This window comes from Streptococcus parapneumoniae, from assembly GCF_037076355.1.
GTDB classification, from domain to species: domain Bacteria; phylum Bacillota; class Bacilli; order Lactobacillales; family Streptococcaceae; genus Streptococcus; species Streptococcus parapneumoniae.
Window position 1 is genome coordinate 1758498 of sequence record NZ_AP026968.1, and the last position, 19759, is coordinate 1778256.

Consider the following 19759-nt stretch of genomic DNA (forward strand, 5'->3'; position numbering starts at 1 on the left):
CTTTTCCTTTCTTATTTAGGGGTAACAAAATAGATACCTGATTGTGGTTTCAAGGTACGCCAACTTGATACATATAAACCACCAAAATTCATTTCTGACATTAAGAAGCTACCATCGCTATTAACGTACTCACAAAAAGCAACATGACCATAGATTGGCGATGCCCCAGCTACACCATTCATGAATACAGCTGCAGAACCTGGTTTAGGAGTCGTTGAAATGTCATATCCTTGCGCTTGGCCACTATCAACCCACTGATTGGCATTTCCTAGATAGGGATGAATGCCAACTCCAATTTGAGCAAAGCGATTATAGACATACCAAGTACAATTCCCTAGTTCATAAGCGTTACCTGAATATCCTTGTCCTTCTAAAAGTGCTTGATCGGTAGGTAGTCCATAAGGTAGCTTATCTTTATATTCTGCTGGAACTTGCTTGCTAGAAACACCTGTCGAACCTCCTCCTTTATTTTTTAAGAAATTCAACCATTGACGAGCTGCATTTTGTCGTTCTAAGAGCTTATTACCTGGTACTCCCAACCAAGCGTTCAAGAAGTCCTCCGTAAGAGCTTCTACGGATCCAGTAGATGTTACAATTCTTCTGAATGCTGCACGTCTAGTTGGATCATCTTCCTCCAGAAGAAATTTTGTTTGGACTTCTGCAGACCAAATATCTCCATTCACAGCTTTTGCAAAATTCCACAATGCAAGAGCACGAGGACCAGTAAATTGGCCAATCCCAATCCCTATATAGTGTAAACCGTTGACTAGATAACCTCTTTCATTTAGAGGCAAGGTAGGGTACATAGCTTGAAAGGCTCCCCAGTTGCCAACTAGATTTTCTGCAGTTGGCTCTTTAGCAACTTTATCAAACTGATTATTGGTTAGAAAGTCTGTTTCATAGCGTTTAAAGGTGATGGAACTCTCAATATCAAATCCTCCCAAAACGGCTGCGATTCCTTCATCTGTTGCTTCTGGTATATTTTTTTTGATTGCATCCGCAAAAGCTCTTGCACGTCTTCCTTTATCTCCAGATGTTTCAATATTACTGACAACAGACGTTGCTTGGGTATATTCTACACGCTGGAAGTAAAAACCGACATTAACATAAGTCCAGCTCTTCTTGATGTTCCCATCTTTATCTTTCTTATTTGATCGATCAGGTTCTAGCTTTTGATAATAAACGGTTTGATTTCCTTCAGGTGCTACCTTTCCAATAATATCTCCAGCTTTGACGTGATCGCCTGTTTTATAGCGAATCGTATCTACGTTCTTATACAGAAACTTAGAATCCTGATCACTAATTTCTATGTCACTCCCCTTAACTTCAACTTTCCCATCTAAAACAGCTAACAGAGACTGACCTCCTGAGGCCTGCAAAACAGAGCCATTAAAAACTTCCGTTTTCGTTTTATATCCAAAACGTTCAATAATCTGAAGGGGAGCTTCTGATTCAGGCTGATCTTCTGTATAAAATGGATTATCTAGTTCTTGAAGCAACATATATTTTCCGCTATCTCTAGCAATTTCTAAGAGTTCTTTATACTCCTCTAACTCGTCCTTATCAAGCTTATAGAGATTATTTTTAGTATAAAGCTCTTCCATCGTTTTAAGATTGTCTTTATCCCCATTCAAATTCTTCCATAAGGTATCTAAGTAAAGTTTTCCACGATTCTGTTGTGAAAAATATTTATTCCCGTCTATACGAAGCTTATCTGAAATATCATCATACTTATAATTCAAGTACAGAAGTGGATCGTCAATATTTGTCCAATAATCTACCTTGTCATCCGATTTTTCACGATCCAATTTTGAAAGATACAACCAAGTATCATTCAAATCAAATTCATCTTGACGGGTAATTCCTGAACTACCAATACCAAGTATAGCTAGAAACAAAAGCAGACCAAAAGCAATCAGATAAGCCTTTAAGCTAAATGGATTTTTGATAATAGCTTGAAGCGGTTTAGAACCTACACGATAGAACTTCCTCGCTTTCTTAGCCACTTTCCCTGTTTTAGAAGCAGCCAAGCGTTTCTTATAATCCTGAATACGACGAGAGAGTTTTCCTTCCCAAGAAAATTCTCTTGGAGTTCGAGTGAAACCTCTTCCTTTAGCCTTATTGTAGGCTCTATTTCCAAGGCTATAGCTCGATTTAACCATTCCTTGGCCAATTTTACCGCTATACTTCCCAATCGTTTTGATCCGTTTCCCTTGAATCTGAATATCCTGATACCGATATTTAGTTCGTGCTATATCTGACAGTGTATCATCCTGATGCGCTGCAGAACTAGCTTGTTGACTCGCAGAACGTTCTAAAGCCTGTTTAGTAGCACGATAAAACTTCTTCTTACGTGAATCACCGTTAGCCTCTTGAGCAACTTTAAAAGTTCTTTTAGAAGTTTTTTTCTCCAGTTTCGCCTTATCTAATTCCTTCTTAAGGAAGGCCTGCTTTTTAATTTCCTCTGGACGAAGTGCCTTTCCTTCTTTTTCAAGGTTTTTTCCTTGTTTCTGGATATTCTTGTACTCTTTTTGTATCTTCTTGACCTTGTTCTTAGAAGCTCGAAATTGGCTCCGACTCTTCTTTACCAACTGACGTTTAGAGTGAGTCTGAGATTGTAGCTTCGTAAGTTGTTTTGCGCTATCTTGTTGAACCGTTCGGTAATTCTTACGAACCGTCTCCAGTTTTTGATCTAACTTATGACCGATTGTTTTTGGTCTGCCTTTCTCCTGATCCATAGTGAGACTCCTAAGCGTCTGTTGCGACTAAGTTATACAACTTAGTATTCTTTGGTATTGGATTTTCAAATGGCACCACAACTGGCCCAGCTACGATTAAGCCAGTACCTTTAGCTTTTGGTTTGGCTAAGTAGCGAATCTGTTTATCGGTCAGATTGACAATCTCTTTTAGGATAGCCAAATCTTGGGGTTTTTGTTTGAGTAAAATCATAAACTCACTATTTGAGAGCAACTTCCGACCTTCTTCAACAGCAGCTAGTGTTTCTACGTTCTGTGTAATTCCTGTTGGAATCGCACCGTATTTCCGAATCCGTGAATACAGGGTAGTAAAGAAATCAGCTTGTGCCTTATTTTTAAATAAAATCTGCATCTCATCAAAGTAAACCCATGTAGTACATTTCCCTTGATTCTCTACAATTTGATTCCAGATATAATCCTGAATCACCATCAAAGCGAACGGCTTCAATTTGTGCGACAACTTCTTCAGATTAAAGATAACAAAGCGATGATTGAGATCCACGTTGGTATTGTGAGCAAAAATGTCCTGAGAACCAGTTGTATAGGTCTCTACTGCTAAAGCTAAGTCTTGTGCTTCGGGTTCGGGTTGTTCTTTCAAGACCTGGTGCCACTCTTTTAATGTTGGGGTAAAATTCTCCGTCAAATAGCGTTCATAAGTCATACCTGTCACTCGGTCAATAATTCCAATCTGTGCATCTGTCACCTCTGACAGAATCGATTCAAACAATCCCATCAACAAGTTTGCCTTATCTCCAATCGGATCGTCATCCTCATCGTCCAAACGATCCAGATCTGGTAGATCCAAAAGATTGATATGTGTTTTAGAACCGATTGAAATATCCACCATCTGAGCACCGAAAGCACGGCCAATATCAGAATATTCATCTTCGGGATCCACGATGATAACTCGGTCTTCTGGGTATTTCAGCAAAGTCGGAATAACCTCTCCACCCTTGATCGTAGTAGACTTACCAGATCCAGAGGAACCCAGCACAACACCTGAACCAGTATTCAAATCACGTTTTCGATCTAGTGTAATAATATTGTTTGATAATTGATTCTGACCATAATAGCGAGCAAGCGAGCTGTCAGACTTCAAGTCCACGTTGGTAAAAGGGACTTGCGTAGCAATATTAGCTGTCGTCATCTTTCTCATAAAATTCTTCTTCACATTCAAGAAGCACTCACCGATAGGTAAAATCGTATTCAAAGCCTCTTCTTGATAATAATAAAGATCCTCAAACTCTACCCCTAATTTACGGCCAGCACGCTTAATCTTCTGTTTGTTACGTTGTAGTTCTTCTTGGCTCTCTGCCTTAAAATACACTGCAATCAAACCAGAAAAGATTTTCTGATCATACTCAGTAATCTCGTCTCGCCACTTCTTAGTAGCCTCTGAAATTTCTTGGTCACGACCAGCCACAACCGCATCATCAAAAATACCAGATTTAGCGGCCTTACGTTTAGAACGAAGTTTCCCAATTTCAGCATCTGTTTCAGCATCGTCAATTTTCTCTAAGATTTCAACATTCTCATAAGGTTCTGCATGGATAGTAATAGCTAGTTCAAATCCTAGTGTTGTTAAATCCCGAATAAGTCGATCAGACATCCAGTTTGGATAGCGGTGCGCATAAAGTACCTTGACCCAACTATCATCTATAATCATGCGTTTTTCTTGAAATTCAATCCTGTTTGGCGCAATAAATGATTTAGTAGATAAACCTGTCAAAGCAATTTCTTTGTAATCGAAATTGACATACGGGTTACCTCGTAGTAACTCAGAAAAGACTTTTAGACGATCCAAACCATTCATATCCCTGAAAATAATATCAGATTCCTGAAATTGAGTTCCTAGGGAAACTCCAATATCTTGTAGGATCAACTGAGCCTGTTTTCGGTCATCCGCTTTGGTTGAAATGGTCACATACTTATGTACCTCGAAGTTGTTAGCGTGTGTCGTAAATCGCTCCTTGATCATCTTATTTAGCTCTTCACGATAGTCGTCAAAACCATCATTTGTTTCTTCAAACAAGATATTCTGCAAGGAGTTATCCGATACTCGACGGTTAATCACTAAGAGTTGATAGTTACTACCCTCATCCAGTGAATTAAGAGCATCCATCGTTGTATCGATGATACTCTCTTTTTCATCTTGTTGAGCTGTCGAGTAAGAAGCATCTCCCAACATAAAGCTACGAGAATATTTCTCACGTGCAACGTGCATCAATCCATCTTCATGTAGAAGTGTGTAATTGATCGTATTTTGCGTCGTAGGTTTCATCTGACGACGCAAGCGCTCAATTCTTTTCTTTTCTGCGTTTTCTAGTTTTTCTCTTTTGCTTTTGAATAAACTCATCTTTCGTATACATTCCTACCTTTCCAAATTCTGTCTCATAGGTTCTTTGTTGGATTCGGAAAAAGAAATTGATTTTTTCTTTAATCCGCATTCTTTTTGTCATGCCTGTACCGTACATTGCACCAGGAACGACAAATAGAGCATCCCACAGATAAATGTACCAATCAGGCAAACCAAAGAAGTATATAGCAATTGTCCCTGAGACAGCTATTATCAAACACACGTATAGAACAATCATTCTACCTGTTAATCCAAATAGAATGGGCTTGTCCTCATTTTCAAATTCTCTTAAAAATTCTGATCCAATTTTTTTCAATTAGTTTCCTCTCATACAAACTCACATCGATTAATTCTAATTTTTCTACACATGGATTACACTCCTAAAAGTTGCTTAGCTTTTCGACTAGTTCCAACAAGTGTAAAGATGTATATAACACCTTTAGCGATTGAAGCAAATGCTGTTCCCCAACTTCCACTAGATCCTGCCGCAACTTTTAACATATCTGTAGTGACTAAACCACTATATACAACAGATACCACAATTAGAATAACTCCTATAAAGGCTGACGCTGCAAAATATTTCAGGAAGTTAATCGTAACAGATCGTAAAGAATCCATCATAAAGAACGCCACCAATAATGGAGCTAAAGCCTTAAGCATATACAAGTCTAAATACCTTAGAAATATGATGATTCCAAGTATTATATTAGCTATGAATTCAGTTAGTCCACCGACGAGACCAAAAATCATTTTTTCAAACCAACCTTTGACAGCACCTTGCGCATATTGATATTTATCAAGTTGTGAAGGTACTACATGAGCAATTACCTTTACAATAATATTAAGTAATTCCAGAATGGCATCGCAAATTTGAGATGAGGCAGAAATCATGATGAAAGCAAATAAATACTTCATCAAGGCCTCTAACCATATCTTTTGGGTTAGCGAACCTCCTCTGGACTTGACCATTTGTGACCATGATGCCATCTCAAACCAGAAAAAAAGACCTAAAAGGATATACCCAATAGGTCTGACTGCATCAGCCATTATGTTTACAGCTTGGTTTGTCGCAGAGCTGTAACTAGAAAGAGAGCTTGTCAGCTCTCTAATATCTAAATTCATAGGCTACTCCTAAAATTTTAGCTGAGACAGTGATGCAACGACTGCAGCCGCAATCCCAGCAGAAGCAACAGCTAAAAATGCACCATTAATCATAGAATCAGACCCATCATCTTGTCTTTGCTTATCTTTATTCTTTCTTCCTTGAATATAATCAACAGCACCATTCCAGATCCAGATAAGACCTGTGATTGTTCCAACTACACCTAGACCAGTAATAATTTTTGTAATAATTTCCATTTTGTTTTACCTCTTTTAATTTCATTTTTTATAACAAAAGGCACTGCAGAGATTTCTACAGTGCCAAACACAATATTATTTTTATAATTCATCAAATTCTTCACGATAAATCGTCCGAACAGTAGCTAATAGAAGAGTAAGTACTATCATAATCGGAATCTCAATATGTGGATAGGGGAGGAAATTAGTTCCACCTGCAGGTATTGGAAATTCATGAACTGCGCCATCAATCCAAGCACGTTGAACAAAACCCATAACATGAATTCCGTACCATCGGAAAAAAGCATCTCCTACCGAAGGAGTAATCCAGTGTAAGATATCAATCAAAAGCCAAAAAGGCAAAAACAGAACTAATCCAACACAACATTTAGATACAATCCAAAGTATGACAACTCCAAACGCTGATTTCACAACATTAATACACCAAAGAACGATATAAAAGGGAGCTGTAAAAATCCTAATGATAGCTACCCATAACCAGGAAAAATCACTCCCTAATTTCATAACTCTACTCCTCCACGATTTACCGTTATTATAGCATAAATCGACAACCTTAACAATATTTTTATATTGTTTTTACATTATATTTTACTACTTTTTATTTAATTTCCTATAGATTATTACAGAGATTCCTAATGCTATTCCAATGATTCCTGTCAAAGTCAAGAAATTGGATAAACTAGTTCCCGTATTAGGTAATACTTTTTCAGCTTGGGTGCCTACTTCGATAATTTCATTTACAGGATCTACTTTTTCAAGACTCGGTTTGTTTTCTTTTACCTCTCCTGTATCTGGGTCAAGATAATAAGTTGTCGTAATTGTTTCTCTACCTTTAACACCAGCTTGAATAATTTTTTCTTCACCTTTCTTTAAATCTTTATTTTCTCGTTTTTCAGTTTTAAATTCTGTTTCCCTAATTTCAACTTTGGGCTTAGTCCCTACTGAAATCACTTCGTCTACAGATTCAGTTTTTTCAACCTTTGGTTCATTTGCGGTTACTTCTCCTGTTTCAGAATTAAAACTATAGGTAATCGTGGTTGTTTCATGACCTTTGCTACCTTTTGTAACAACTGTCTTTTTACCTGCTTCTGACTCTTTGTCTTCAACATATTTTGTTTTATAATCTAGTTCCTTAGTCGCAACAGCTGATTTGCTGCCTCTAGCTACTACTTTATCAACAGCTTCTTTGAGGACTTCCTCTTTTATAGATGGTTCATCTTTCGTTCGAACTCCTTTTTGAGTTACATAGGTTTTAGTAGTTCTTTTAACCCCTACAACACCTTCAGTTACAATTTTTTCCTGTCCAAACTCTAACTCAGGATCCTCTGTATAAACAGTCTTAAAAGCTATATCAGACTCTGCAACATCTACATCTTGCCCCTTTGTACCTTTTGCAATTACTTTATCAACGGCTTTTTTAAGGATTTTCTCTGTGACAGCTGGATCCCCTACACGTTTGCCTGATTGAGTAACATAAGTCTTTGTTATTTCTTTTTGACCTACAGCACCTTCAGTTACAACTTTGGTCTGTCCAATTTCTAACTCAGGATCCTCTGTATAAGTTGTGTTAAAAGAGATGTCTTCTGTTTTCACCTCAACGTCTGATCCTTTAGTTCCTCTAAGAACAATGCGATCAACTTTAGGTTTTGTAATAGTAGTTGAAATAACTTTACCACCTTTTAAAGAAACCAATTGTGAACCTTCACTACCAGCTTGCTTTTCTTTCTCTTGACCAGCAGCCAGCGATGGATCCTCTTCATATTTGGTTTCAAAAGCAATTTTTTCAGGTCTGAGAATATTGATTTTTTCATCTACTTTTTTACCATCTACTGTTACAGAACTGCGAATACTACGTTCTACAGACGGTGTACCAGTAAAGGTATAATTAACAGTATAAGAACCATTATCTAAATCACCTGACCAAGAAACGGTATTATTGGTGATAGTTAGAGGAGTTTTTTGACCATTAGGAGAAACTAATTCTGCTGATGTTAATGTCAAGTCTGCTTCAGGACTAATAGAGACTGTTCCTTTTTGTTTCACAGAAACTTTCTCTTCTTTGATTTCCTCAACAGCTGTTTTAGCAAACTGAGCATTAATTGCTTTTTGTCTTTCTGATTCATTCGTAGAGTCATTAGATATAAAAATATTATTATGACCTGCCGCCTTCATAACTTCAACAGAGTGGCTACCCTCATTTGCATCATAGGTAACTGTATAAAATGTTTTAGCATGATTTTTTGCCCATGTCGCATAATGAATATCTATTGTTTCTGTACTCATCCAGTCATCAGTAAACTGAATTGTTGAAACATAAGAATTCTTTTTTCCGCTATAATTATCATATATTTCTGAAAAATCTTTCCCGATACTATCTTCTGATATATTCCAGCCTTCTTTTCTGAATAAATCTATAAAATCATACCTTTTGATTTGCTTATTTTCTAATAATTTAATAAGATTTTTCTTATTCATCGGCTTTCCAGATGCAATTCCAGTATCTTGAGCTTTATAAGAATCTGAATAGTTTCCACCATAACTAAACAACCAAATTTGATCTTCGTCAGACATTGTTGAAATCAATGACTTCAAATCTGAAAGCATTTTAGTAAAATTATATTCATTCGAAGGTGAAAAATCTAACAAAACCAATAAATCCATCGGCTTTATCTTCTTCTCTGTAGTTCGATTGATTTCTTCTCTAGACTTAGCCGTAAAAGTTAGAGTATTACCATTTACGTTACTATTCTCTTGTGCATAAACCTTTGTGGTCTCTACAAACGGTGTAACAACTTCAACTAAATTCGCAAATCCTAGAACTGTTAGTCCTAGGATTACACTACAACGCTGTTTCCATTTTCTCATAATTTTTTAACCTATTCTTCCTTCTTTTTTCGCATAGATAAAGCTAAAGCGATTGTTCCCATAGTCATTCCAAGAAGAGCTAAATTGTTAGAACGACTCATACCAGTATTAGGCAATTCCACTTTTGAAACTTCTTCTTTTGGTTTCTCGTGTTTCGGTTCTTCTTTCTTTGGTTGTTCTGGTTTGACTTCTTCTGGAGTATGAGTCACAACCATGTTAGATACAACTTCCACACCATTAACCGTATGACGATATGTATTTTCTACTGTTCCTGACTGAATACGTGTCATTTGTAGGTATACTTCTGCTTGAAATACTGAAGTTTCTAAAATTGACTTCAAGAAAGTATTATCAAAGCTAATATCTACTTTACCTTTATCCTTGTCTACTACCTGACTAGTATATTTAGTTAATTCATCACCAGCTTTAAATTTTTGGCCATCACTTGTTTCAAAATCTACAGTCGCAAACACTTGATAAATACCTTGATACTCATCATGTGTTTCATCATAATCATCGCTAAACTTATACTCAAACAACTGCTCCGAACGATCCTTTGGTATCAGGGAACCAACTAATTTATAATTAAATGTTTGATTCATCTTGACCTCTTTTCCATCTAAACTTTCTTTACTTAGATGGTCAATCACCACATCTTTCTTTGGTTCAATCTTCGGAACATTATTGACTACAGTTTCAGTAACATAAGCCATACCAAAATCAATTTGATAGGCTGTATTCTCATACTTACCACCTGTTTGACCCAATTCCTTCTTAACAGTCATTGGATTGGTAATAGTCAGAACTTCTCCAGCTTGCACATAAGTCTTGTAGAACTCCTCTGGATTCTCTGCCTCAAACACTTGGATAGCTCCTTTTGGTTTGAAGTTGCTTGATTTAAGAGCTTCTTGAACTCCAGCAGGTGCTTGATCTAAACTGTCATATTGACTTACTCTCAAACCTTTAACAAGCTGACCTTTAGAATCAGTCACTTGAACACCGTCTTGATTGATGGTAACAGCTTCTTCTGGGTAATCATCAACGATATAGAACCCTTTGCCAATACGATCTTTATCCGCTTCAATTCCCTTGTATTGACTATAATCTGCCGTTACCTTATAGTAGTTGACAGAACCTGCCAAGACCTGTTTCCCATCGATGTTCACACCTGCCTTATTCAAATTCTTCTTGGTTGGTTTCACAGTAGGAACATTATTTACAACTGTATCAGTTTGATAACCGTTACCAAAATCAACTTGATAAGCTGTATTTTCAAATGATTTCCCTGTATTTCGCAGTTCTTCCTTAGTTACCATTGGATTAATAATTGTAACCGATTTCCCTGATTTAATATACTGGTTAAAATAGGATTCTGGATCATCCACTAAAAATACTTGGAAAGCACCTTTGGGCTTAATTTCAGAACTAGCAAGAAAAGCTTTAACCTTATCATTATCAACGGCATCTATAGAATCATACTGATACACCGAGATACCAGAAACTTCTTTTCCTTCATTATCAATATAACGAATATCCGATTGATTAATCGTAACAGCCTCTTCTGGGTAATCATCAATTGCTCCAAATCCTTTTAGAATAGCGGATGGATCTGCCTTTATTCCCTTATACTGATCATAATCCAAGGTAATATGGTAATAATTTGTCGAACCTGCTAGAACTGGTTTACCATCAATGACAACTTTATCCTTATTGTAATTATGTTTAAGAGGTTGAATTAAGTTATTATTCGGATTGTCAGGATCATTCGGTTTACCAGGTGTTGAAACCTGAACAATATTTGAATAGCTTTCGTACTTATTATTAATTTTTAATTGGAAGTTATTCTTATAGGTCGCACCATCATTTATAACTTTTCCTACTAAAATTGGAGCTGGAACCAGCACTTCTTTACTCAAATCCTGATTTAGTTTAGATTTCAAGTTTTCTAAACCTTTAATTCGAACAACATGGCTCGATTCGTCATAAGTTAATTCAAAATCTGAGCTAGCCTTCTTTGAAGCTTCTACATCTAGTACAAAACCTGAAGGCAAGGCATCCACAATCTCAAAGTCTGTAGTAGCTTCACGATTAGCTGGAAGAGGCTTAGTTGTTAATTCCCACTGTACCGTTGAAAGCTTAGGCACATAGCTTTTATCAATAGATTCACCAGAAGGATTTTTTACAAACTTTTCTAGGCCAGGTATTGTCTGTAAGCGTGCATATCTGACCCTTACTGTTGGAGGAGACACTAAAGAGGGGAGTTCTTTTTCCTTTGGCTCCTCAGGTTTAGGTGGGAGTACCTCTTCAGTTTTTCCAGTTGGAGAACTTGGTGGAGTAGTTTCCTTCTCATAGATTGGTTCAGTGATACGCTTGATAGGTGTAATACTTTTCAACTCTGTCCCCTCCCCAAGAATTGTAAAAACAACGTTTTGAGCATTTCCACTCGCATTCTCTGCATCCCATTCAGCAGGAGTTCTTCCCTCTGTCGAAGCAGGAGATGATGTGTGGAGATACGTTAAACTAGAACCATACCCTACTGAAGCAAAGGAACCCTTAGGAATATCTGAGGTATCATTAACACCATTTTCTACTCCCTTCATAACGCGACCATCAAAATCCAAACCTGAACCACTTGGATTAAGAACCATTCCACGACCAGACGAGCCATAACTCAAATTTGAACCTTGACCCCAATCTACATCGGTAATAACTGTTCCAATTAAGAGGGAAACAGGAGTTGTCGTACCTTCAATATAAAAATCAAAAATCAACTCTAAACGTGTATGATTATTATAAACAAAATAAAGACTACCACCATCTCCACTCTTGAGGTAGATATCTGAATCTGTCACAGGAACACCATTTCGAACTTCTCCCTGATAGTCTCCTAAATCCGAAACCATGACTTTTGCCATGATCTTTCTACCATCTGTCAACGTTCCAATGTTATGAATATAAAATGTATCTCCAAATGTTGGAGATTTAATTACATCGTAAGTTCCCGTACTATCCTTACTAACTCGAGTTCCTGTGCCTCCTGTTACATAGGTATCTGCATGATAACCTAAAAAACCACTCAAACTCTCTACTGGTAGATTATCATCTGGTACTATTGTAAAATCATTATAATAGTCTAAGCTCCCGCGACCAGCTGAATTATAACCTCCATAAACTTTGAAACCTGTTTCAGATCCAAATAAAGGCTTACTTGTTTGAATTGCCTCTCGTTCAGCTTTAATAGTTGCTAGCTTCTTTGTATAGTCTGTCAAAGAGCTCTCATAAGCTACTCTCTTGGCTTCATTTCGTTTTCGGATTTCTGCATTTTCTTGATTGATACGATCAATTTCTGCCTGATTAGCCTTCTGATTTTTCCCATTCTCTTCACGGATTTTTGAATTTTCCTGATTGATACGCTCAACTTCAGCTTGATAAAAAACTAAATCCTTTTGATATTGTTCCTTCTTCGCAGCATTTTCATCTTGGATTTTCTTTCGTTCCGCTTGATTCTGTTTCTTATCTTCTATATATTTTTCAGTAGCTTTCTCAATACTATCTGCTTGTGTGCGATAATCGCTTTCGACTTCCTTTTGCTTTTTGTCCAACTCAGAGGCTGTACTTGCGGTTCCTTTATCTACTACAGAATCAAATTCCACCTTCAATCCAGCTTCTTGTGCCTTTTTAACAGTTTCAGCTAAACTGGAATGAGAAAAAGAAATTTCTATCCTTCCTATTTTTTCTTCACTCTTTCCTTGATTTTCAGTAGAAACACTGCTTGGACTCGTCTGGGCATAAGGCGCATTTGTAGCTGGATTTTCAGTTCGTTCATCTGCCATAACTGGGCTTATCATACTTAAAGCTGCTAAACCTAGTATCACTCCACAAGTTCCATAAATTTTTGATTTCCGAATAGATCCATATGTTTTTGTTTCTCTTACTTTGTGCATTCTATCTCCTTATCTAAAATATCTAGCAATATAAAACCTCAAATGTTGGCGCCCGAGGTCTCTTATAATATAAAATCATCTCTTTCCTTTCCAAAAGAAAAAAGCCAGCTTTCACTGACTTTTCTATACAATATTGTAATGAATTTTTTAAGAAATCCACTTACCAGAATAATCTAAACGATAACCACCAATCGTCTCATTTTGTGCCATCTTACCATCTGCTTTCAAATAATACCAAGCACTTCCGTCCTTGAACCATTGATCTCTCAGATAACTTCCATCTGATTTGAGATAGTACCAAGCTTTATAACTGGAATCATATAGCCACTCACTTTGTGCCATTTTTCCATCTGACTTAAGGTAGTAACTTCCTTGCCAGCTATTTTGTGCATAGCTTCCATCTGACTTGAGATAGTACCAAGCTTTATAGCTGGAATCGTATTGCCACTCACTTTGTGCCATTTTTCCATCTGACTTAAGGTAGTAGCTTCCTTGCCAGCTATTTAGTGCATAACTCCCATCTGACTTGAGATAATACCAAGCTTTATAGTTTGTATCATAAATCCATTCATTACGTGCCATCACACCATTTGATTTGAGATAATAGTTTCCCTTCCAACCACTGACAAGAGCTTTCCCTGCATGATCAAAATAATACCAGTAACTTCCATCTTGTTTCCATTGGTCACGCCAATCAGATGTGTTTTCAATCGGTTTAATAGGTTCTGCTTTCTTAGAATTATTTTCTTCTACAGTACTTTTACCTGTCTGGTTCTCCAGCTTACTTTTTAAATCTTGATAAATTTTCTCTTTATTTTTGTAATCAATTTCTAATTTTTTTACAGCCTGATAACGATTTGAAGATCTTGGATCCGTTACTGAAGCTGTACTGAAATTAGATTTCGTTGCTCGATTAATATTTTCCTGAGAAATAGTGATGAAATGAGCAGAGCTTACTGAGGAAAGACTAGAAAATGATAATCCAAAATAATCTTTACTTGATGGATTCCCCCAGTTCAATCCTGCAATTGCTTGAGCATGTGCCCATTCTGTCCCACCGACCATAAATTCAACCATACCATCATAAATAGCCTCTTTCAATTGAGACTTAGTAGCTGTTTTAAAACCAGGTAGACGAGAAGCTAAATTTTCATAATTTTGCCCACCTTTTAGCTCTGATTCTGCATTAGATGTAGGTAATCCATACTCTCTCGCCACACGATTGATTCCAGTTGCATCATGTCCTGAACTTCCTGAGATATTCATTTTATCCCATCCCCAGTTATCTTGAACATATGCTTTCGCCACCTTATCCGCAAAATCAATCGCCGAGCTAGAAACACTGACACTAGGAGTCCCAACCTGAGAACGAACTTGGTTAATTAAATCTTGGGCAAAAAATGACAACTCCTGACGAACAACTAGCGGTAGAGTGTTGACATCAAAATACTCACCTTGATCAACTGAATCTTTTTGGAACTTGTGCTGATTTTTCAATTGAGCACTCTCTGACTCAAGAATATACTGTGCCTTATCACGTTCAGTCTGGCTAATATTAAAATCAGAAAAAGCCGTCTTCAAAGCCTTTATATACTTATCGCTCAGTGTAATCGTATTGCTAGGTGCAGATGATAAAGCATTGTCATAGATACTTTTGGCTTGTTCATATTCTCTCTTAGCTTTAATCAATTCACTTTTTAAATTCTCTACCTGACTACTCGTTGTACTATTCGCATACACAGGTTGACTATTTCCTAACCCAAGCAAAGTTACGCTGGCAGTTGTTGCCAAGATAGTTGTTCTCAATTTCATAATCTTATCTCCTTTTTGTTTAAAAACGTTCTTAAAACATTCATTTTATACTTTTATTTTACCATTTTTAGAGGGTTTTCTCAATTTTTTCTTGATTTTCATTCATCTATCCGCTTAATCAAAGATAGGACATTTAGAACAGTTCAGATTTCCTCTCCTTGATGAAACAGATAGATGAGGCTCTATCTGTTTAATGCTTGGTTGGACGATGATATCCTTTACCAGTCAGCAGTAAACGATTGGTATTTCCTTGTTTAATGCGTCTAGCCACTAGAACATCACCACGTTTGATGGTGCGAATCTCTTTGTAAATTTTTGAATATTCTACAATCATCCAGACCGTTTCTAGTTTACCTGCTAGATATCCGTTTTTAGATACCAAACCATATCTGCTGGTTAATTTGATTTCATCGCCATTATCAAGTCTTGCGGTTGCATTTCCTTGATTTCCTAAGCGTCTAAGGTCAGCTAAAGTGACCTCTGTAACTAATTTTGATTGATTCATCTTGTCTCCTCCTTACTGAATCAAGGCTGATTTACAGCCATGCCGAGGTATAACGTACATACCTGCTGTATTTTTTACACACGGTTTTAAGTCTAGAAACCGCAAACTCCTTCAGCTTAGGCTTTGCCTGCTTTTACGTGGTGGAACAGCACTAGATATCCTTTTCTAGCCTACACACCGCCCTTGTTCTTCTTTTTATGCTTAGTTCCGCTAATCAGGACAGTGGGGGTATTCAGTTGTCAATGTACATCAGCAGTTTACCGACTTGCTGAGGTCAAGGGATTAGCTATAAGACGATTTTTTATAAATCGTCACATTGCTGAGAGGAATGACATAAATGTCCCCATTTTCAAAAGTCTCCTCCGTGTTTTTCTTTGTCTAGCTATTAGTCACCTCTACTGGATGATAAAACTCAACCCATTCTTTCACTGTTTCACGAGAGATACCTTCATCATCAGACACATCTAAAACAGCCTGAATCAAACACTCCAACATTTCTTCCGTCCAATTTCCTCTTGAACAAGCATGCTCACCAAGCCCATTTGGCAACATTCTAAATGTGAAATCAAATCCGCTGAACTCATCCCACAAAGAGTCTCCTCCTTCTTTCTGCATACTTTCACCCCCCATACTGCTCCTGCGCCCTCTTATGAGCATTCAACTTGACTTCTAACTTTCTCTCAGCCATCAAATTCTCAATGGACGTAACCAGATAAGCATACGGACTCTGACAATCTTGAGGAATCCGTTCAATACAATGTAAGACTTCTGAACTAGTTACCCAGCCAGTCTCCAAAAAGCTACCAATTTTCATTTTCTGACGATGGGTCAGATGGTAAGCATTATCCCACGGTAAATGATCAAAGTAGCTATCCGCAATTTCCTGCAAGAGAGAATAGACTTGAGGTTGGATAAATTTCTTCCCACTTGTTTTTTGAGAAGGAGTGTCACAAGTTCTAGCAGTCTGATCCAATTCGTTAGAATTGGAAGCAGGCTTTCTAGAACTATGTCTAGTACTATTATTCTCAGTATGACTCTTCTCAGTCTTAATAGGGTTAAATTTTTTTACTTCCGGAGGTAAAAAAATTTGACTTCCAGAATTCCTTGATTTAACAACCTTTTTTGGAGGTAAAGATTTTTGACTTCCAGAATTGGTTGATTTGACAGGCTTTTCTAAAACAGATTCTTCTTCACTATTTGGACGTTCAATTTCAAACAAGACACAACCTTTGTAATCTAAAGTTTTTACATGATGGTAGATTACAGTTCCTTTGTCACGTCCTTTTTCTACGACTTCAGCATCATAGTGTTCATATTCTTGTAATTCAGCATTCACATTTTGAAGATACAAACGATTCGGACGATTCTTTCCTTGTTTCACTTCACGAAGCAAGCCAAGCTCTTTCAATTCTTTCTTGATTTTCAATACAGTTGGCTTACTGCGATCTAAAATTTCCATTAAGTCCTCAACCGTATAGACAAGAAATACTGAACCATTCTCATCAACATAAGTCAGTTCACCGTTTCTGTAAGAATGAATACTTAACATACATCGATCATAGAGTACTCCATAAGCAATCTTGCCATCATTTGATAATTTCTTGGCATAGACACTCGTCATCTTGATTTTCCCAGTAGGTTTCCCTTCAGCAGAAAACTTTTTCTTAACATTTACCATGAAAATTTGTGGGATTTGATAGAATGTCTGTGTCGCCACTTGATTTACTGTAATATCAGCCATGTTATCACACCCCCATCATCACAGTACCATTTCCCACATAGAACAGAACTCCTTCTCTCTCTAATTCTTCAATCGCCTTAACAGCACGTTTTTTACTCATTCCTGTCTTTTTCATCACTTCGTTAACAGCTGCTTTTTTTGAAAATTGCACAAACATTTCTTTAGTCATTCTACTATCTCCTTTTTCTGTTTCACTAATTTAAGTTCCTTTGAAAAGCAACTTGGACATTCAGATAGACCAAGCTGAAAATCCAAATGGTCAAATAAAAAGTTACATCGCTCACACTCCACTGTGCTTCTAAGTATTGTTTCACCTAACCATTCTCTTTCTACAACATCTAATACATCTCCACATTCAGGACAATGAATAGGTTTGAAAATATCATCTTCTTCCCATTTTTCCTCATAATCACAATCAAAACAAACGATTGTTTCCAACCACATGGATTAACTCCCTTCCAATGTTCCTTCTAATTCGCCAAGTTTTAACTTAAATTCCTTGATTTTCTTTCTCACAAGATCACATTCTGCACTCATCAGTTGTACCTCACTTATCTGTTTGATAATCTCTCTTTCCTTTTTATCAAGTTCTATGTATTCCTGTAGGAGTTTTGACTTTTTTTCACTGATAAAAGAAAGTTTTTTAACAAACTCTGTCAATATTGTTGCGTTTGGTTTATCGACCGTAGAGTTCTCTTCATAACCGAGTAGATATGGGATAGATACTCCTAAATATTCTGATAGTAATTGCGCATTTTTAGCATTCGGACTTCTACTTCCTTGGTTGTAATTTCCAAGTGTAGAGTATCCTATACCAGTTGCCTCACTTATCTCCTTCAGGGATATCTCTTTATCTCTAACCAGTGACTGAAATGGGGTCATCTTTTTGCTTCTATCAATACAAGAATCATCATCAAGTCCTAGTAAATATGAAAGTGTTACACCAAAATATTCTGATAAAATCTGAGCATTTTCTAGACTAAGATTTGTTTTTCCATTTTCGTATTTTCCGTATTGAGACTGGTTAGTATTCAAAACTTTTGCTAAGTCAGCTTGAGTTAGCAATTTTTCTTTTCTTAGATTTTTAAGCCTATTAGACATAACTACTCCTCATATATATTGTGTTATAATAATTTTCGGTAGGTGGTCATGGAGGTGACATGCTAAACAAAAATAATAACCAAACTCATTACGGACATGGAAATCAATACATCGATCAAAGTGTTACAACAAATATATTTTTAACATACGGTGATCCTCAACCTAGTAGCTCATCAGATAATTCAGGTATGTGGATTATCATTTTTCTAGTAATTGCACTATCTCTAGGAAACTTACTTCTAGGTTTTATTCAAGAACATAAACAAGTAATTACTATGACTCAAATCATTCTACTTATCGTTGTCAATTGCTATGTTTATTTCAAATCAAAAGACATGAAACTACTAATCACTGAAATGGTTCCTTCTGTCCTAAGTACTCTAACGACAATATTCTCAGTTAGTAATCAAATCCCAGCTAATTTTCAATCAATATTGGATAAGATGAGTACAAATCCCGATTTATCCTCTTGGAAAACTGCTGTAAATAGTTTTTTCAGTAGCTTAATACCAAAAGCTTTCGAACTTTTATCGGATTATCCTAGCTATAATATAGTTCTTACCGCTTTCTATATCATTTTAGTCCTATCAACCATTCTTAGCCCTTTGTTGATTGGATTTAATGCATTCTTTAGGAAATCTATTAAGAACTCTCTCACTTATGTATTCACTATCGCCTATTGGATTTTTTTCTTTGTTTTAAAAATGATTCAATAACCGTACAGCAATAAATTAAGGCGGTTACAGTTAAACTAATTAGTATTAAGGACAATAAAGTTTGACCTCCACCTACCAACCTAATCATAAATAAAGCGTAACCTAAAAAAGTATACATGGTCACTTTAGTAAATATTTTTACTAATGGTTTCATTTGTTTCCTCCTTAACCTGGTTAGATGCCAGGTTTTTTGATATTAACAAAGTGTAGAATTAAGATATATCATTTATTTTCCTACACATACCCCATCAATTCTGGATTAAACTCTAGAGTCAACCACAGGGATTCATCATAAGTCAGTTGGCTAGTTTGTCCCCATGTTCCATCTCTCGCTCTCCTGGAGTACGGATAAGTGCCAAACTTAATTCTAGGCTTTAGTTCATGAATAACATCATCTTTAATAACTTCCCAAAGTAGACTAGAGGGCTTATAATAATACCCTTTCACAAGCCAAACTCTATTGAGGTCATCGTATGAAGATACCTTTTCTTCAGAATTTCCTTCAGAGACAAGATCAACTATATTTTCATTCTCATTAAGATCTATTACATCGAAAATTTCTAACGAATCAATATCCATAATAATTTCAATATTATCTGACATT

The 19759-nt window shown here is 36.6% G+C and carries 17 protein-coding genes; 1 reads left to right on the top strand and 16 read right to left on the bottom strand.

From position 1 onward, the window contains the following. Positions 1–11: 11 nt before the first annotated feature. The 15 genes from SP4011_RS08900 to SP4011_RS08975 all read right to left on the bottom strand — a co-directional run bounded on the left by SP4011_RS08900 (position 12) and on the right by SP4011_RS08975 (position 18439). The gene (locus SP4011_RS08900) at positions 12–2738 is read right to left on the bottom strand and encodes a phage tail tip lysozyme (protein WP_338618885.1); all 2727 of its coding nucleotides are present in this window, start codon (positions 2736–2738) and stop codon (positions 12–14) included. Positions 2739–2748: 10 nt separating this feature from the next. Then, positions 2749–5112: a VirB4-like conjugal transfer ATPase, CD1110 family gene (locus SP4011_RS08905; protein WP_338618886.1), complete on the bottom strand. Its 2364-nt coding sequence runs from the start codon at positions 5110–5112 to the stop codon at positions 2749–2751. Then, on the bottom strand, positions 5054–5428 hold the full coding sequence (locus SP4011_RS08910) for a hypothetical protein (RefSeq protein WP_338618887.1): 375 nt from the start codon (positions 5426–5428) through the stop codon (positions 5054–5056). The genes SP4011_RS08905 and SP4011_RS08910 overlap by 59 nt, the downstream gene beginning before the upstream one ends. Before the next feature lie 56 nt (positions 5429–5484). Beyond that, positions 5485–6234 carry a conjugal transfer protein TrbL gene (locus SP4011_RS08915; RefSeq protein WP_261085392.1) on the bottom strand — a complete coding sequence of 250 codons (750 nt, stop codon included), beginning with the start codon at positions 6232–6234 and terminating at the stop codon, positions 5485–5487. A 9-nt stretch (positions 6235–6243) separates the two neighbouring features. Then, a complete protein-coding gene (locus SP4011_RS08920) occupies positions 6244–6471 on the bottom strand; it encodes a hypothetical protein (protein ID WP_000402890.1) in 228 nt (75 codons plus the stop codon). 81 nt (positions 6472–6552) lie between these two features. Further along, entirely contained in the window at positions 6553–6975 is a 423-nt protein-coding gene (locus SP4011_RS08925; protein ID WP_338618889.1) for a hypothetical protein, read from the bottom strand. Positions 6976–7062: 87 nt separating this feature from the next. Further along, entirely contained in the window at positions 7063–9336 is a 2274-nt protein-coding gene (locus SP4011_RS08930) for a G5 domain-containing protein (RefSeq protein ID WP_338618890.1), read from the bottom strand. Between the two features lie 11 nt (positions 9337–9347). Continuing rightward, the gene (locus SP4011_RS08935; RefSeq protein ID WP_338618891.1) at positions 9348–13280 is read right to left on the bottom strand and encodes an SspB-related isopeptide-forming adhesin; all 3933 of its coding nucleotides are present in this window, start codon (positions 13278–13280) and stop codon (positions 9348–9350) included. Between the two features lie 147 nt (positions 13281–13427). Further along, complete coding sequence (locus SP4011_RS11460) at positions 13428–15092, bottom strand: SEC10/PgrA surface exclusion domain-containing protein (protein WP_419992022.1); 1665 nt, start codon at positions 15090–15092, stop codon at positions 13428–13430. 190 nt (positions 15093–15282) lie between these two features. Next, positions 15283–15597 carry a hypothetical protein gene (locus SP4011_RS08950; RefSeq protein WP_050254393.1) on the bottom strand — a complete coding sequence of 105 codons (315 nt, stop codon included), beginning with the start codon at positions 15595–15597 and terminating at the stop codon, positions 15283–15285. A 378-nt stretch (positions 15598–15975) separates the two neighbouring features. Further along, complete coding sequence (locus SP4011_RS08955; protein WP_338618892.1) at positions 15976–16212, bottom strand: hypothetical protein; 237 nt, start codon at positions 16210–16212, stop codon at positions 15976–15978. A 4-nt stretch (positions 16213–16216) separates the two neighbouring features. Beyond that, positions 16217–17338 (bottom strand): replication initiator protein A, encoded by a 1122-nt coding sequence (locus SP4011_RS08960; protein WP_338618893.1) that lies wholly within the window; start codon positions 17336–17338, stop codon positions 16217–16219. A gap of 4 nt (positions 17339–17342) precedes the next feature. Beyond that, positions 17343–17507 (bottom strand): hypothetical protein, encoded by a 165-nt coding sequence (locus SP4011_RS08965; RefSeq protein WP_338618895.1) that lies wholly within the window; start codon positions 17505–17507, stop codon positions 17343–17345. Continuing rightward, positions 17504–17782 (bottom strand): hypothetical protein, encoded by a 279-nt coding sequence (locus SP4011_RS08970; protein ID WP_338618897.1) that lies wholly within the window; start codon positions 17780–17782, stop codon positions 17504–17506. Before SP4011_RS08970 ends, SP4011_RS08965 begins: the two co-directional genes overlap by 4 nt. A 3-nt stretch (positions 17783–17785) precedes the next feature. After that, entirely contained in the window at positions 17786–18439 is a 654-nt protein-coding gene (locus SP4011_RS08975) for a helix-turn-helix transcriptional regulator (RefSeq protein ID WP_338618898.1), read from the bottom strand. 59 nt (positions 18440–18498) lie between these two features. Here SP4011_RS08975 and SP4011_RS08980 point away from each other — a divergent pair, with 59 nt between their 5' ends. Next, complete coding sequence (locus SP4011_RS08980; RefSeq protein ID WP_338618900.1) at positions 18499–19155, top strand: hypothetical protein; 657 nt, start codon at positions 18499–18501, stop codon at positions 19153–19155. 234 nt (positions 19156–19389) lie between these two features. On the opposite strand, the gene SP4011_RS08985 is transcribed toward SP4011_RS08980, so the two are convergent. Further along, on the bottom strand, positions 19390–19758 hold the full coding sequence (locus tag SP4011_RS08985) for a hypothetical protein (protein WP_338618901.1): 369 nt from the start codon (positions 19756–19758) through the stop codon (positions 19390–19392). Position 19759: the final 1 nt, after the last annotated feature.

Bases quoted from the DNA above. Each gene is read 5' to 3' on its own strand.
- SP4011_RS08900 (WP_338618885.1), bottom strand. From the start codon at position 2,738: ATGGATCAGGAGAAAGGCAGACCAAAAACAATCGGTCATAAGTTAGAT.
- SP4011_RS08905 (WP_338618886.1), bottom strand. From the start codon at position 5,112: ATGAGTTTATTCAAAAGCAAAAGAGAAAAACTAGAAAACGCAGAAAAG.
- SP4011_RS08915 (WP_261085392.1), bottom strand. From the start codon at position 6,234: ATGAATTTAGATATTAGAGAGCTGACAAGCTCTCTTTCTAGTTACAGC.
- SP4011_RS08920 (WP_000402890.1), bottom strand. From the start codon at position 6,471: ATGGAAATTATTACAAAAATTATTACTGGTCTAGGTGTAGTTGGAACA.
- SP4011_RS08925 (WP_338618889.1), bottom strand. From the start codon at position 6,975: ATGAAATTAGGGAGTGATTTTTCCTGGTTATGGGTAGCTATCATTAGG.
- SP4011_RS08930 (WP_338618890.1), bottom strand. From the start codon at position 9,336: ATGAGAAAATGGAAACAGCGTTGTAGTGTAATCCTAGGACTAACAGTT.
- SP4011_RS08935 (WP_338618891.1), bottom strand. From the start codon at position 13,280: ATGCACAAAGTAAGAGAAACAAAAACATATGGATCTATTCGGAAATCA.
- SP4011_RS11460 (WP_419992022.1), bottom strand. From the start codon at position 15,092: ATGAAATTGAGAACAACTATCTTGGCAACAACTGCCAGCGTAACTTTG.
- SP4011_RS08950 (WP_050254393.1), bottom strand. From the start codon at position 15,597: ATGAATCAATCAAAATTAGTTACAGAGGTCACTTTAGCTGACCTTAGA.
- SP4011_RS08955 (WP_338618892.1), bottom strand. From the start codon at position 16,212: ATGCAGAAAGAAGGAGGAGACTCTTTGTGGGATGAGTTCAGCGGATTT.
- SP4011_RS08960 (WP_338618893.1), bottom strand. From the start codon at position 17,338: ATGGCTGATATTACAGTAAATCAAGTGGCGACACAGACATTCTATCAA.
- SP4011_RS08965 (WP_338618895.1), bottom strand. From the start codon at position 17,507: ATGACTAAAGAAATGTTTGTGCAATTTTCAAAAAAAGCAGCTGTTAAC.
- SP4011_RS08970 (WP_338618897.1), bottom strand. From the start codon at position 17,782: ATGTGGTTGGAAACAATCGTTTGTTTTGATTGTGATTATGAGGAAAAA.
- SP4011_RS08975 (WP_338618898.1), bottom strand. From the start codon at position 18,439: ATGTCTAATAGGCTTAAAAATCTAAGAAAAGAAAAATTGCTAACTCAA.
- SP4011_RS08980 (WP_338618900.1), top strand. From the start codon at position 18,499: ATGCTAAACAAAAATAATAACCAAACTCATTACGGACATGGAAATCAA.
- SP4011_RS08985 (WP_338618901.1), bottom strand. From the start codon at position 19,758: ATGTCAGATAATATTGAAATTATTATGGATATTGATTCGTTAGAAATT.